Here is a 15,103-nt window from a genome sequence, read left to right as displayed (position 1 = left end):
TATGAAAAAAGTAATTATATTATATTAAGACATCAATCAATTATGAATAATCAAAATGTGTACATTTTAGAAGATAGAGGAATTCTGTATATAAACGGTACAGATGCTAAAGAATTTTTACAGAATATGATTAGTAATGATATTGATAAAGTACGTGAAGACAGTAGTTGTTTTGCATCACTATTAACTCCTCAAGGAAAATTTCTTTTTGCTTTTATTATTATAAAACACAAGTCTGGCTACTTCATTGACTGTGAAAAATCCCAAACAGAAGCACTTTTCAAACAACTTAGTGTCTATAAACTTAGATCAAAAGTTGAAATTATGAATCTTAGTAACGAATTTGTTGTAGCTGCGTTTAATAAAGAAAAATTTTTAGAATTTGAAGGATCAAAAGATATTGCTGGGAACACAATTAAATATAGAGAAGATTCCATCTTGTTAGACCCAAGAAATAAAGATTTAGGTGCCAGGCTTATCATTAATTTAGAAAAGCTTTATCTATCTTTAAAAAAATTGGAGCTAAAAGACTCTCCAATTTCTGAATATTATGAATTGAGTCATAAATTAGGAATTCCTCAAAAAAACATGAATGAATTACAGAATAAGCTATTTGGAATTGAATGTAACTTTGAAGAATTGAATGGAATAGACTTTAAAAAAGGCTGTTATGTTGGGCAAGAGAATACTGCAAGAATTAAATTAAAAAATAAACTTTCAAAAAGATTATTACCTATTTATTTAATTGAAGGAGAAATAAATCAAGATGATTTAATCTATAATGGTGATTTTGAGATAGGAAAAGTTTTAATAAGTAATGAATATCCTTTTGCTTTAATTAAATATTTGGATGATAATTTTAATCAAGAAAATGAGTTTAAAAGCAAAAATGCCAAGTTAAAAATTAACATTCCTAGTTGGATTAATTAGTGCGTCAGAATAAATGCATGACAAGATTGTATCAAATTGATAGGTTTTAGTATGGAGTTCACTGAAGAAGTAAAAAAAGCAACCGATCCAATTTATCAAAAAATCTCAAAGGTTTTACCTGAAATTGAATGGTCGGTTCATGCTCCATATGTTCATAGAATTAATCAATTAAAAAAAGAAAAAAATGCAGTAATTCTAGCTCATAACTATCAGACACCTGAAATCTATCACGGTGTTGCAGACTTTGCAGCTGACTCTTTAGCGCTAGCAGTTGAAGCATCAAAAACTTCAGCTGATATAATTGTAATGGCTGGAGTACACTTTATGGCAGAGACAGCAAAATTAATGAGTCCTGAAAAAAAAGTTTTATTACCAGACATGCTAGCTGGATGCTCTTTGTCATCCTCTATTACAGGTAAAGATGTAAGATTACTAAAAGAAAAGTATCCGGGTGTTCCTGTTGTATCATATGTTAATACATCGGCAGATGTTAAAGCTGAAACTGATATATGCTGTACATCAGCTAATGCGGTTAAGATTGTAAATTCTTTAGGTGTCAAAAAAGTTATATTTTTGCCAGATGACTACCTAGCTAAATATGTAGCGTCTCAAACTGATGTTGAAATAATTGCTTGGAAGGGTATTTGCGTTGTACATGATCAGTTTAATGAAAAAGAGATAAACGAGATAAGAAATAATAATCCTGGAATAAAAATAATTGCCCACCCAGAATGTCCTCCAGATGTTATTAAAGCTAGTGATTTTGCAGGATCAACTTCTGGAATGATTAAATATGTTGAAGATAATCAGCCTAAAAAAGTAATGATGGTTACGGAGTGTTCTATGAGCGATAATATTCAAGTAGAGAATCCTAACGTTGAGTTTATTAAACCATGCAATTTATGCCCTCATATGAAAAGAATTACACTTCCAAAGATTTTAGCTTGTTTGGAAAATGAAACAGGTGAAATAATTATGGATAAAGAAACTATCAATAAAGCTCGCATACCCGTTGAAAGAATGACTGCTGTTGGCAGATAACAAAAGTGTCTAAATTTAAACTAAGTACCTATTATATAAAAAATAAAGTCAAGCTTGCCTTAAATGAAGACCTTTATCCAGATGGTGACATTACATCAAATTTAATCAAAAATAATAAAACTATTAAAGTTAAACTAATTTCCAATCAACCAGCAATAATTGCGGGATTAGAATTTGCAAAACACACATTTAAGCTAATAGATAATAAAATAAAATTTACTATTAAGAAAAAAGAAGGTTCAATTGTAAAAAAAAAAGATGTTATTGCAATAATACAAGGTAAGGCTGAAAATATTTTAATTGGTGAGAGAGTTGCATTAAATTTTTTGAGTCATATCTCTGGTATAGCAACTAAAACCAATCAATTTGTTAAACTAGTTAATAAGAACTGTAAAATTTGCTGTACCAGAAAAACAATTCCAACTTTAAGAATAATACAAAAATATGCTGTAAAGTTAGGTGGTGGAACAAACCACAGATTCAATTTAAGTGATGAGTTTTTAATTAAAGATAATCATATAGCAAGTTATGATATTAAAACTTTAGTTTTGCTGGCTATAAAGAATAAAAAAGGAAGAAAAATTACGGTTGAAGTTGATAATCTTAATCAACTTAAAAAAATAATAGGTCTAAAGTTTGATACAGTCTTATTTGATAATATGAATATAAAAACGCTAAAGACTGGAGTTAAAATCGCAAAAAAATACTACGAAACTGAAGCATCAGGAAACGTCAATTTAAAATCCATAAAAAAAATTGCAGCAACAGGTGTAGATAGAGTTTCTATTGGTAGTATCACTCATAGCGTTCCAGCTGTTGACTTTAAATTAGAGATTTAATTTTTTTTGATATTTCTGCTTGAGCAGCGGCCAATCTTGCAACTGGTACCCTATAAGGTGAGCATGAAACGTAATCTAAACCTACTTTTGAGCAAAAATGAATACTTTTTGGATCTCCCCCATGTTCTCCACAAATTCCAAGTTTAATTTTTTTATTTGTTTCTCTGCCTTTTTTTACTGCAATTTCAACAAGATCACCTACGCCATCATCTATGGAAACAAAAGGATCTATAGAAAAAATCTTATTATCAAGGTAATCATTTAAAAATTTTCCACTATCGTCTCTACTCAAACCAAATGTTGTTTGAGTTAAATCATTAGTGCCAAAGCTAAAAAACTCTGCATGTTTTGCTATGTCATTAGCTTTTATAGCTGCTCTAGGGAGCTCAATCATGGTTCCTACTAAATAATCAATTTTAACTTTTTTATCTTTTTGAACTTCTTGTGCAACTCTTATTACTAGATCTTTCATTATTTTAATTTCAGCTTCAGTCGATACAAGAGGAATCATTATTTCAGGAAATGCTGATTTAATCTTCTTAATTTTTAAATCAGATAAAGCTTCAAAAATTGCCCTACATTGCATTTCATAAATTTCTGGAAAGGAAATTCCCAATCTACAGCCTCTATGTCCTAACATTGGATTCTGTTCATGTAACTCATTAATTCTGGACTCTATTTCCTTCAATGGTAAGCCTACTACATTTGCTACATCATTTATTTCTTTTTCTGTTCTAGGAAGAAACTCATGTAAAGGGGGATCTAGCAATCTAACTGTTACTGGCAAATCACTCATAATTTTAAATATTTCAATAAAATCATTTCTCTGATGTGGTAATAGTTTTGATAAAGCTTTATTTCTATCATCAACTGTTTTTGACAGGATCATTTCTCTAACTGATAAAATTCTTTCTTCATCAAAGAACATATGCTCTGTTCTACAAAGACCAATACCTTCGGCACCAAAGTCTCTTGCAGTTTTTGTATCAAGTGGAGTTTCTGAATTAGTTCTAACCTTCAACTTTCTGAAACTATCTGCCCAACTCATTAATTTTGAAAAATCCCCAGAAATTTCTGGTTTAACTGTTGGAACTTCTCCAAGAATAATTCTACCAGTTGAACCATCAATTGTAATTATCTGTCCTTCTTTAACTTCAATTGAAGATGTTTTAAAAGTTTTTGCTTCATAGTTGATATCAATTTCACTTGAACCAGAAACGCATGGTCTTCCCATGCCTCTTGCCACAACTGCCGCATGACTAGTCATTCCTCCTCTAGCAGTTAAAATTCCTTTTGCAGCATGCATTCCATGAATATCTTCTGGGGAAGTTTCAACTCTCACTAAGATTGTATCTTGCATCACATCATTTAATCTTTCAGCCTCTTCTGATGAAAAAACAACTTTTCCACTTGCTGCACCTGGAGATGCAGGCAATCCATTTGCTATTACATTAACTAAACTTTTTTCATCAAGTGTAGGGTGCAATAAGGTATCAAGTGAAGCAGGATCTATTCTCATTACAGCCTCTTTTTTTGACAGCAATCCTTCTTTAACCATATCTACGGCAATTTTAACTGCAGATTTTGAAGTTCTTTTTCCAGATCTTGTCTGTAACATCCAAAGTTTATTATTCTCCACTGTAAACTCTACATCTTGCATGTCTTTGTAGTGTTTTTCTAAAACCTTTAAAATTTTATCTAGTTGCTTAAATACTTTTGGCATAGACTCTTCCATAGATGCTTCTTTAGCTTTAGCATCCTTACGAGCTTTTTTTGTAATATATTGTGGTGTTCTTGTTCCAGCTACCACATCTTCACCCTGTGCATTAATTAAGTATTCTCCGTAAACTTCATTAGAGCCATCAGATGGGTTTCTAGTAAAGACAACTCCTGTTGCACAATCATTACCCATATTACCAAAAACCATGGATTGTACATTAACAGCTGTGCCCCACTCTGCTGGTATTTGATTTAATTTTCTATAAACCTTTGCTCTATTACTCTCCCAAGATAAAAAAACTGCATTTATTGCTCCAAGCAATTGCTCAAATACATTTTGTGGAAATTCTTTTTTTGTTTGATTTTTAACAACTTTTTTAAAATCATTAATTAACCCCTCCCAATCACTAGCATCTAAATCTGTATCTAAAAGCACACCTTTTGTTAATTTATAATTTTCAATTAACTCTTCAAAATGATAGCTCTCCACCCCCATTACAACATTTCCATACATTTGGATAAATCTTCTATAACTATCTTTTGCAAATCTTGTATTTGAAGTTTTATTTGCTAGAGCTATTACAGTTTTGTCATTTAAGCCTAAATTCAAAATTGTATCCATCATACCTGGCATTGATACTCTAGCACCAGATCTAACAGACAATAATAATGGATTTTTTAAATCACCAAATTTTTTTCCTACTTCTTTTTCAATAATTCTTAATTCTTTTTTAATACTATTAATTATTTTGGAATTTAATTTTTTTTTATCTTTATAAAATAATTCACAAACTTTAGTTGAGATTGTAAAGCCTGGTGGGACAGGTAGCCCCATTCTTCCCATTTCTGAAAGATTAGCTCCCTTACCACCTAAAAAATTTTTAGGACTCTTTATCTTTTTAGACTCTTTAGATTTAAAATTTAATATCAGTTTATTCACTATTTGGTCTCTATGTTAGAAAAATTAATATAATTGTTAAATGTTCTACATAACATTTGTAAAAGTTCCAATCTGTTTTTTTTAATATTTTTATCCTCATCATTGACTTTTACGTTATCAAAAAAATCTGAAATTACTTTTTTTGCACTCGCTAAAACTATTAGTGTTTCCTTATAATTTTCATCTTTGTTAATGCTGCTAAAATATTTCCTTAATTCATTTATCTTTTTAAATAGGTTTTTTTCATAATCATTTTTAAAAATACCAGGATCAGTTGTATTTGATAATTCAATATCTTTATCTTTTAACTCACCACTTAATATACTTGATGCTCTTTTATAATTTATGACAATATCCTCTCCAATTTCTTTAGAAATAACGCTATTTAATGTTGATGCCTTATTATATATTTTATTCATATTATCTAAATTGTGAGAACCAACACTCGCTTCAATAATATCTCCTCTAATTTGTTTTTCTTTCATATAATATTTAAGCCTATCCATCAAAAATTCTGCTAATTCTTTTTGATGCAACTCATTAGTTAACTCAAAACCCTGGTCTCTATGCAGGGATGTTGAATAACTGATTAAATCTTTAATTTTAAAATCTTTATTGTTATCAATTAAAAGTTTTACGACACCCAAAGCAGATCTCCTTAATGCATATGGATCTTTTGAGCTTGTAGGTTTTTGATTAATACCAAAAAATCCAACTAGGGTATCAATTTTATCAGTAAGAGCTAAAGCTACACTAAATGGCTTTTTGGGTGTCTTGCTATCAAGACCGGATGGCAAATAATGTTCACGAACAGCGAGAGCTATTTCCTTATCAAAACCTTGTACTTCAGAAAAATAACCACCCATTATTCCTTGAAGCTCTGGAAACTCACCAACTAAATCTGAGATTAAATCTACCTTACAGATTGATGCTGATAACTCCACTTGATCTTTGCTAATTAATAATTGGTCTGAAATCATTCCTCCTAGTTTTCTCATTCTTTGGATTTTATCAAAATAAGAGCCCAATCCTTTAAAGTAATTCATGTTTTTCAATTTGGAAACTTGCTTAACAAGATTTTGGGATTTATTCTTTTCCCAAAAAAATTGAGCATCACTTAATCTTGCATCAACAACTCTCTCATTACCCAATTTTATAAAACCCAACGTATCCTTGTTATTTGCAACAACTAAAAATTCATTTGTGATCTTTCCGTTTTTATCAAAGGTTGGAAAATATTTTTGATGATGTTGCATTGTAATTATCAAGATTTCTTTAGGTATATCTAAAAATTTTTCATCAAATTTACAAACTATAATATTTGGTTGTTCGACTAAATCAGTAACCTCATCTAAAAGTTTCTTATTAGCCGCAATAGTGAAATTTTTTTTTTGAGATATTCTTTCAAATTGCTTTATAATAAATGCTTTTCTTAAAGATTGATTAATAATAATTCCTGAATGGCTAAAAAACTTTTCATAATTTTTGAAATTTTTAAAATTTTTTTTCTTATCTTCAAATTCTTTATCTGCAAAGGTTGTATTGGAAGAGCTTAAATGATGGAATTTAAAGTTTAAATTTTTACCATCAAAAATACCTAATATTGATTTTAAAGGTCTCGCCCAATTTAAACTATAATTCCCCCATTTCATTGATTTCTTCCATTGAAGATTTTCAAGTATTATTGGTGTTTGCTCTTGTAATAAATTAATTGTGCTAGTCTTTTTAGAAGATTTTATATAAAAATAAAATTCACCTTTTTCTATTTTTTTTTTAAATAAGTCTTTTTTTTCTATTTTATTTGATCTTATAAAGCCCTCTAATGCTTTTTCTGGTGCACTTATAATTGGTCCTCTTATTTCTTCTTCTTTTTGTATTACTTCTTTAGATAGTCCCTCAAATAAAATTACAAGGCGATTTGGTGTTGAAAAAGATGTACTTTTTTTAAATACAATTTTCTTTTCTGAAAAAAGTTTGTGAAAACTCTCCAATAGTGTTTTACGAGCATTTTGTTGTAATCCTGCAGGTATTTCTTCACTAAATAATTCTAAAAAAAATTCAGACATTAATCTATTTGGCTACTCAACCACATTTCTGCAACTGCCTTGGTAATATCTCTAATACGTCCAATATATCCTGCTCTTTGAGCAACACTTATGGCTCCTCGTGCATCTAAAATGTTAAATACATGACTAGCTTTTAGGCATTGATCGTATGCAGGTAATGAAATTTTTTTTTCTACTAATGCCTTTGCTTCAAATTCATGCATATCAAACATTTTAAATAGATTATCTGTATTGGCATGTTCAAAATTATATGCTGAGAATTCTTTTTCAGCTTGCAAAAATACTTCTCCATATTTAATACCTTCATCATTCCACAAAAGATCATAAACATTTTTTTTTTGCTGAGTAAACATGCATATTCTTTCTAAGCCATATGTGATTTCCACTGATACAGGTTTACATTCTATGCCACCCATTTGTTGAAAATAAGTGAATTGTGTAATTTCCATACCATCACACCAAACTTCCCATCCTAATCCTGCCGCTCCTAACGTTGGACTTTCCCAGTCATCTTCCACAAATCTAATATCATGTTCTTTATGATTAATGCCAATTACTGACAGGCTATTTAAGTAAAGTTTTTTAATGTTATCTGGTGATGGTTTAATCAAAACTTGAAATTGATAATAATGCTGCAATCTATTTGGGTTATTTCCATACCTACCATCTGTAGGTCTTCTTGATGGTTGCACATAGGCAGCCTTCCAAGGTTTTGGCCCTAATGATCTTAATGTCGTTGCAGGATGAAAAGTACCAGCTCCAACTTCTATATCATATGGTTGAAGGATTAAACAGCCTTGCTTGCTCCAATACTTCTGAAGATTCAGAATTATATCTTGAAATGATTTTGTTTTTTTATTTTTGATTTTTTCTTTAGAAGCCATATCTTTGCCAGATAGATCTTTCCTCCAAAATAGTTGCCAACTGGTCAACTTGATTTACAGAAGAAGAAAATTTTTTGCTAAACCATCCTTTTGGTTTTTCAAATTTTTTGATAACAACATCCTCTCCAAATTTTTCTTTCAAAATTTGACTAGTATCACCTAATTCATCAATTAAACCTAGTTCTTTTGCTTTACTGCCAGCCCAGAACTCACCTGAAAAAAGTTCAATACCATCTTTTTTTAATTTAGATCCTCTGCTTTCTTCAACAACATCTATGAAATCTTTATGCAAGTCTAGTTGAATACTTTTAAGTCTATCTATATCCTCTTTTTTTTCATCTTGGAAAGGATCCAGCGAACTTTTATTTTTCCCAGCAGTATGTACTCTTCTTTCAACACCAATTTTTTTTATAAGTTCGGTGAAACCAAATGAAGAATATATAACTCCTATGGAGCCAATGATTGAGCTTGAGTTTGCGTATATTTCATCCCCCGCACATGCTATTAGATAACCTCCTGATGCAGCAACATCTTCAGCAAAAACTATTACTTTAATATTATTCTTTTTTGCTTGAGCTCTTATGAATTTATATATTAAATGAGATTGAACTGGTGATCCTCCAGGGGAATTTATTGTAATTGCTACAGCTTTAGCTTTTTTTAGAGAAAATGCTTTTTTTATTATCTCTTCTTGACCTGCAAAATCAATACCCTGCTTAAATTTACCAGCATTTCCAATAACTCCATTTAATCTAATATGGGCTACTATTTTTTTCTTTTTAAAAAAAGAGAACATTGTTATTCCTTACAGAATTTTTGATTTAATATAAAGCCTACTTATAGTTGAAGATTAAGGTGCGTCAATTGATAAGTAATAAATATAACTGAATTATACTAACTTAATAATTATGGGCACTGTAGTTCAACTAAGAAATCAAATAAATAATTCTTACTTTCAACTGAAAGATTCTGTTGATGAAAAATTAGTTCTTGTTGAAGAAAAAATTAAATCAAAACTCATAAGTGAAGTAGATTTAGTTCAAAAAATGACTGATTACCATATATTAACTGGAGGAAAAAGACTAAGAGCCTTGTTGACTCTTGGATCCGCTAAATTGTGTGGCTACACAAAAGGTGGCAGAGATATTAATTTGGCAGCTTGTGTTGAGATGATACATGGTGCTACTCTTATGCATGATGATGTAATTGATCTTGGAAATATAAGACGAGGAAAAAAAACTCTTAACTCAATTTGGGGAAATCACTCTTCTGTATTAATTGGAGATTACCTTCTTAGCAGATGTTTTGAAATGATGGTAGAGGATGGTAATTTAGAAGTTTTAAAACTTTTATCTTCAACATCGTCTAAAATAGCTCAGGGAGAAGTTTTACAACTTCAGTATAAAGGAGAAACAGACATGCTTGAGGAAACTTATCTTAAAATAATTACAGCTAAGACTGCAGAACTTTTTTCAGCGGCCACTAAAGTTGGTGCAATTTTATCAAATAGTGAAACTAAAGAAAAAGAAGCTTTGGAGTTTTATGGAAAAAATTTAGGATTAACTTTTCAAATTGCAGATGACACTTTAGATTATAATTCTAATCTTAAAAATTTTGGTAAAAAAATTGGTAAGGATTTTTTTGAAGGTAAAATTACCCTTCCAGTGATTTTATTATTTCAAAAAGTTAATTCTTTAGAAAAAGATAAGTTACAAAATATTTTTAAACAAGAAATTAGATCTAAAGAAGATTTAAGTTTTACACTAGATCTAATTAATAAATATAAGATTATTAAAGAATGCTATAAAAAAGCAGAACATTTTATAAACCTTGCATCTAATTCATTAAGTATTTTTAAAAATAATGAAGAGAAAAAAATTTTAGAAGATCTTACTTCGTTTAGTCTTGAAAGAAGTTTTTAAGGGCTTAATAGCGTTCTATTCCACTCATCATTATCATCTTTAGTAAATTTAAGCCTCTCATGGATTCTGCTATTTCCATCTAACCAAAATTCAATACTTGAAGGTTCTAAAATCCAGCCTGACCAATAATTTGGTCGTGGAACATTATTATTATCTTTATATTTTTTTTTATAATCTTCTATCGATTTTATTAAATCATCTCTACTATCTAATACTGAACTTTGTTTGGAGGCCCATGCACCTATCCTACTTTCATAGCTTCTAGAATTATAATATTGGTCAGCTGTCTCATCTGTAACTTTTTTAACTATACCATTTACTCTTACTTGTCTCAAAAGACTTTTCCAATGAAAACACATTGCTGCTTTAGGGTTTTTTTTTAATTCATTACCTTTTTGACTTTCTAAGTTAGTATAAAAAATAAATCCTTGCTTATTAAAATCTTTTAATAAAACTATTCTTACTGAAGGAAAATTATTGAGATCAGATGTGGCCAATGCAAGGGCATTGGGATCGTTAGTCTCTGACCTTTTTGCCTCATTCATCCAAACTTCAAATAGCTTTATTGGGTCTTTAATATCTAAAAAGCAACTATTAAGTCCTAGTGAGTTTTTTTGATTCATAATTTTAACAAAATAATCTATATAATATAGATAATGTCATTTAATACTTTTGGAAAGCAATTTCGTTTCACAACATGGGGAGAATCTCACGGTCCTGCTCTAGGGTGTGTGGTTGATGGATGTCCACCAAATATTAGTTTAAAAGAACAAGATATACAAAAAGAATTGGATAGAAGAAAACCTGGACAATCAAAATTTACCACTCAAAGAAAAGAAGATGATAAAGTTCAAATTTTATCAGGTGTATTTGAAGGAAAAACAACAGGGACTCCAATATCTTTAATTATTTATAATAAAGATATGAGATCAAAAGATTACGGAAATATTAAAGATAAATTTAGACCTGGCCATGCAGATTTTACATACTTTAAAAAATATGGAATAAGAGATTACCGTGGAGGTGGAAGATCATCAGCTAGAGAAACAGCAGCTAGAGTTGCAGCTGGTGCAATAGCGAAAAAAGTTTTGGAAAATAAATTGGGTAAGAAATTCAAAGTTATTGGTGCTGTTACGCAGCTAGGTATACTTGGATGTGATACAACTAAATGGTCAGATAAAATTATCAATCAAAACCCTTTTTTTTGTCCTGATAAGAATATAATAAAATTGTGGGAAAAATATTTATTGAATATAAGAAAATCAGGTTCTTCTTGTGGGGCAATTATTGAGATAAGAGCAAGAGGAGTTCCTGTTGGATTAGGTGCTCCCATATATTCTAAATTAGATATGGATATTGCTTCTGCTATGATGAGTATTAATGCTGTCAAAGGAGTTAATATTGGCTCAGGTATGAATTCAGCTCAATTAAGTGGAGAACAAAATTCTGATGAAATTTCTCAAAAAGGAAAAAAATTAAAATTTAATTCAAATAATGCAGGAGGCATATTAGGTGGAATTTCAACTGGTCAAGAAATTATTGCATCTTTTGCTGTAAAACCAACTTCTTCTATTTTATCAACTAGAAAAACGATTGATAAATTTGGAAAAAATACAACTATTTCTGTTAGAGGTAGACATGATCCATGCGTTGGAATTCGAGCAGTTCCTGTTGGGGAAGCTATGATGAATTGTGTTTTATTAGATCATTACCTGATGAATAAAGCTCAGTGTGGATAGTTCTTATTTTAATTTTTAACTACTTTAATTGACTCTTTAACAAAAAGAACATCATGTATCTTTTTTGAAATTTGTGAAGCATTTAAACCAGCAACATCATACATTTTTTTTGGATCATCTTGTTCTATAAAAATATCTGGTAATGTCATTGATCTAAATTTCAAACCTTTATCAAATATTCCTTTCTCTGCTAATAAATTTTTAACATGAGAACCAAAACCACCAATTGAACCTTCTTCTATAGTTATCATCAAATCGTGTTCTCTAGCACATTTTAAAATAAGTTCTTGATCTAAAGGTTTTGCAAATCTTGCATCAATGATTGTGGGGTTAATGCCTTTAATTTTAAGCTCCTCTGCTGCAATTTTACACTCCTCCAACCTAGTTCCTAAAGACAAAATACAAACTTGTTTTCCCTTTTGAATAACTCTTCCCTTACCTATTTCTAAAGTTTCATCTATAGATGGAAGCTCAAGACCAACTCCAGTTCCTCTAGGATATCTAATTGCACATGGCTTGTCATTAATGTGCACTGAAGTATTGATCATTTTTATAAATTCAGACTCATTACTAGGAGCCATTACTATAAAATTTGGTAAGGTTGATAAATAAGTAATATCAAAAGAGCCCGCATGTGTAGATCCATCTGCTCCCACTAAACCAGCTCTATCTATAGCAAATCTTACTGGTAAACTTTGTATTGCTACATCATGAACAACTTGATCGTACGCTCTTTGTAAAAAAGTTGAATAAATTGCAACATAGGGTTTATAATTTTCCGTTGATAAACCAGCAGCAAAAGTAACCGCATGTTGTTCTGCTATTCCAACGTCAAACATTCTCTTTGGAAATTGTTTTGCAAAAATATCCATACCTGTGCCTCCTGGCATTGCTGCTGTAACACCAACTATCTTACTATCCTTTTCAGCATGTTTGACTAGAGTATTTGCAAACACCTTTGTATAAGCTGGAAGATTTACACCACTTTTTACTTGTTCACCTGTAACTACATTAAATTTGGAAACACCATGATAATGATCACTTGCTTTTTCAGCAAATGAATATCCTTTTCCTTTTTGCGTTTTAACATGAATCATAATTGGTCCTTGATGCTTAGAGTCTCTTGCATTTTTTAAAATTGGAACAAGTGTATCCAGATCGTGTCCATCAATTGGACCAACATAGTAAAATCCCAGTGAATTAAATAGTGTTCCTCCTGTAACAGCTGAACGTAAAAAATCCTCAGCTTTACCTGCATTTGTACTAAATCTTTTAGAAAAGGCTGAAGTAATTAATTTAAAAGTCTCTCTTAAGCTAAAATATATTTTACCAGAAAATAATTTTGCTAAATAAGTTCTCATTGCTCCTACAGGTTTAGCGATCGACATGTCATTATCATTTAAGACTACTATCATTTTAGTTTTTGAGGCCCCAGCATTATTCATTGCCTCATAAGCCATTCCTGCACTAATTGCACCATCACCAATGACGGCAATTACATTATTTGACTTGTTAGATAGCTTGTTTGCCTCAGCTATTCCTAGCGCTGATGAAATAGATGTTGAGCTGTGAGCTGCTCCAAATGGATCGTATTCACTCTCTGATCTTTTAGTAAAACCTGATAAACCATTTCCTTGTCTTAAAGTTTTAATCTTTGACTTTCTACCAGTTAAAATTTTATGGGGGTATGTTTGGTGACCTACATCCCATATTAATTTATCATTTGGTGTATCAAATACATAATGTAAGGCTACAGTTAGTTCTACAACACCTAGTCCAGCACCCAAATGTCCACCAGTTTGAGAAACTGCGTTTATCATCTCTGATCTTAATTCATTAGATAAATCTTGAAGTTGATTCTCAGAAAGTTTCCTTAAATCTGCTGGAAAATTAATTTCTTTTAAATATTTATAATCTTCAATCATTTATTTCTTTTTAAAATATAATTCAGTGTCTCATTTAAATTATTTGATTTAAAATTATGTTTATCTAAATCACTAATTATCTTAAATTTAATATTTTCACTATATTTAATAGCATTTTTGTATCCAAGTAAACTGATTAAGGTTGCCTTACCTTTTTTTTTATCTTTACCTGTTTTTTTTCCAGCAACCTTGGAAGATCCTTGATAATCGATTACATCGTCTGCTATCTGAAATAAGAGACCAACATTAGAACCAATTTTATCAAAAAAATTTATTTCTTTTGCTGATCTATTTTTTATTATTGGAGCAACAGAACAGCAGAAACTAAATAATTTTCCAGTCTTTTTTACTTCCATATTTATAATCTTATTTTTTGAAACTTTTTTTTTTTCAAAATTTAAATCTAAATATTGTCCTCCTGCTATTCCTAAATGACCAGAACATTCAGATAATCTTTTAATTAAAGACAATTTACTACTTTCACTTATTTTTAAATAAGAGCTACTTAAAATTTCAAAAGCCATTGTTAAAAGTGAATTGCCTGCAAGAACTGCTGTAGCCTCACCAAATTTAATGTGTGTTGAGGGTTTACCTCTTCTTAAAGCGTCATTATCCATGCAGGGTAAATCATCATGAATTAATGAGTATGCATGTATACATTCTACTGCTGCACCAATAGCAATTAATGTCGGATATTTAATCTTAAATATAGAGCCAATATCTAATAAGATTTTTGACCTAATCTTTTTTCCGCCAGGAAATAAGCCATATTTCATTGCAGGAATTAATTCAGTTTTTTTTTGTTTGGTAATAAATTTTTGTAAAAATATATTTGTATCTTTTGCTATTTCTTTAAGCTTATTTCTCATTTTTTTTTGTTAATATTTTATTAATTCTATTTTTTGTTTCTTCATTAATTTTTTTATTGTCCTTATGAAATTTTTTTTCAATAATATTATTTAATCTTAACAACTTTTGATAATCGTCTATAGAATTCTCTAGATCTTTTTTTTTTCTAGATATTCAATAATTTTATTTGCTTCAATTGTTAATTCTTCTAAAGAACCAGGGGTATTATCAAGTGGTAAATTTTTATCT

12 protein-coding genes are annotated in these 15,103 nt (G+C 30.0%); 5 read left to right on the top strand and 7 right to left on the bottom strand.

All coding sequences use genetic code 11. The features are described 5' to 3' along the window. Positions 1–42 precede the first annotated feature (42 nt). From ygfZ to nadC, 3 genes are read left to right on the top strand one after another with little or no spacing between them, the layout of a single operon-like run. Positions 43–930, top strand: a complete 888-nt coding sequence (ygfZ, locus tag AC5SLO_RS01135; protein WP_494573372.1) for a CAF17-like 4Fe-4S cluster assembly/insertion protein YgfZ — start codon at positions 43–45, stop codon at positions 928–930. Between the two features lie 51 nt (positions 931–981). After that, positions 982–1,971, top strand: a complete 990-nt coding sequence (gene nadA / locus AC5SLO_RS01130; RefSeq protein WP_494573371.1) for a quinolinate synthase NadA — start codon at positions 982–984, stop codon at positions 1,969–1,971. 5 nt (positions 1,972–1,976) lie between these two features. Further along, positions 1,977–2,810 (top strand): carboxylating nicotinate-nucleotide diphosphorylase, encoded by an 834-nt coding sequence (nadC, locus tag AC5SLO_RS01125; RefSeq protein WP_494573370.1) that lies wholly within the window; start codon positions 1,977–1,979, stop codon positions 2,808–2,810. Here the strand turns inward: nadC and ppdK are convergent. From ppdK to AC5SLO_RS01105, 4 genes are read right to left on the bottom strand one after another with little or no spacing between them, the layout of a single operon-like run. Continuing rightward, positions 2,794–5,469, bottom strand: coding sequence for a pyruvate, phosphate dikinase (ppdK, locus tag AC5SLO_RS01120; RefSeq protein ID WP_494573369.1), 2,676 nt, complete (start codon positions 5,467–5,469; stop codon positions 2,794–2,796). The genes nadC and ppdK overlap by 17 nt on opposite strands. Continuing rightward, positions 5,469–7,535, bottom strand: a complete 2,067-nt coding sequence (gene glyS, locus AC5SLO_RS01115) for a glycine--tRNA ligase subunit beta (RefSeq protein ID WP_494573368.1) — start codon at positions 7,533–7,535, stop codon at positions 5,469–5,471. The genes ppdK and glyS overlap by 1 nt, the downstream gene beginning before the upstream one ends. After that, entirely contained in the window at positions 7,535–8,419 is an 885-nt protein-coding gene (locus tag AC5SLO_RS01110; protein WP_494573367.1) for a glycine--tRNA ligase subunit alpha, read from the bottom strand. The genes glyS and AC5SLO_RS01110 overlap by 1 nt, the downstream gene beginning before the upstream one ends. Continuing rightward, positions 8,409–9,215 (bottom strand): S49 family peptidase, encoded by an 807-nt coding sequence (locus AC5SLO_RS01105; RefSeq protein WP_494573366.1) that lies wholly within the window; start codon positions 9,213–9,215, stop codon positions 8,409–8,411. Before AC5SLO_RS01105 ends, AC5SLO_RS01110 begins: the two co-directional genes overlap by 11 nt. 112 nt (positions 9,216–9,327) lie before the next feature. On the opposite strand from AC5SLO_RS01105, the gene AC5SLO_RS01100 reads away from it, so the two are divergent. After that, on the top strand, positions 9,328–10,341 hold the full coding sequence (locus tag AC5SLO_RS01100; RefSeq protein ID WP_494573365.1) for a polyprenyl synthetase family protein: 1,014 nt from the start codon (positions 9,328–9,330) through the stop codon (positions 10,339–10,341). Here the strand turns inward: AC5SLO_RS01100 and pdxH are convergent. Further along, entirely contained in the window at positions 10,338–10,964 is a 627-nt protein-coding gene (gene pdxH / locus AC5SLO_RS01095) for a pyridoxamine 5'-phosphate oxidase (protein WP_494573364.1), read from the bottom strand. The genes AC5SLO_RS01100 and pdxH overlap by 4 nt on opposite strands. Positions 10,965–10,997: 33 nt before the next feature. Between pdxH and aroC the strand changes: the two genes are divergently transcribed. After that, a complete protein-coding gene (aroC, locus tag AC5SLO_RS01090; protein WP_494573363.1) occupies positions 10,998–12,080 on the top strand; it encodes a chorismate synthase in 1,083 nt (360 codons plus the stop codon). An 8-nt stretch (positions 12,081–12,088) separates the two neighbouring features. On the opposite strand, the gene dxs is transcribed toward aroC, so the two are convergent. Both dxs and AC5SLO_RS01080 read right to left on the bottom strand, forming a co-directional pair. Beyond that, positions 12,089–14,005 (bottom strand): 1-deoxy-D-xylulose-5-phosphate synthase, encoded by a 1,917-nt coding sequence (dxs, locus tag AC5SLO_RS01085; protein WP_494573362.1) that lies wholly within the window; start codon positions 14,003–14,005, stop codon positions 12,089–12,091. Beyond that, complete coding sequence (locus AC5SLO_RS01080) at positions 14,002–14,874, bottom strand: polyprenyl synthetase family protein (protein ID WP_494573361.1); 873 nt, start codon at positions 14,872–14,874, stop codon at positions 14,002–14,004. The genes dxs and AC5SLO_RS01080 overlap by 4 nt, the downstream gene beginning before the upstream one ends. Positions 14,875–15,103 lie beyond the last annotated feature (229 nt).

It is taken from the genome of Candidatus Pelagibacter sp. PS_44, from assembly GCF_059417735.1.
The sequence above is the reverse complement of the archived record's forward strand: the minus strand, read 5'-3'. Positions and strand labels throughout refer to the sequence as shown.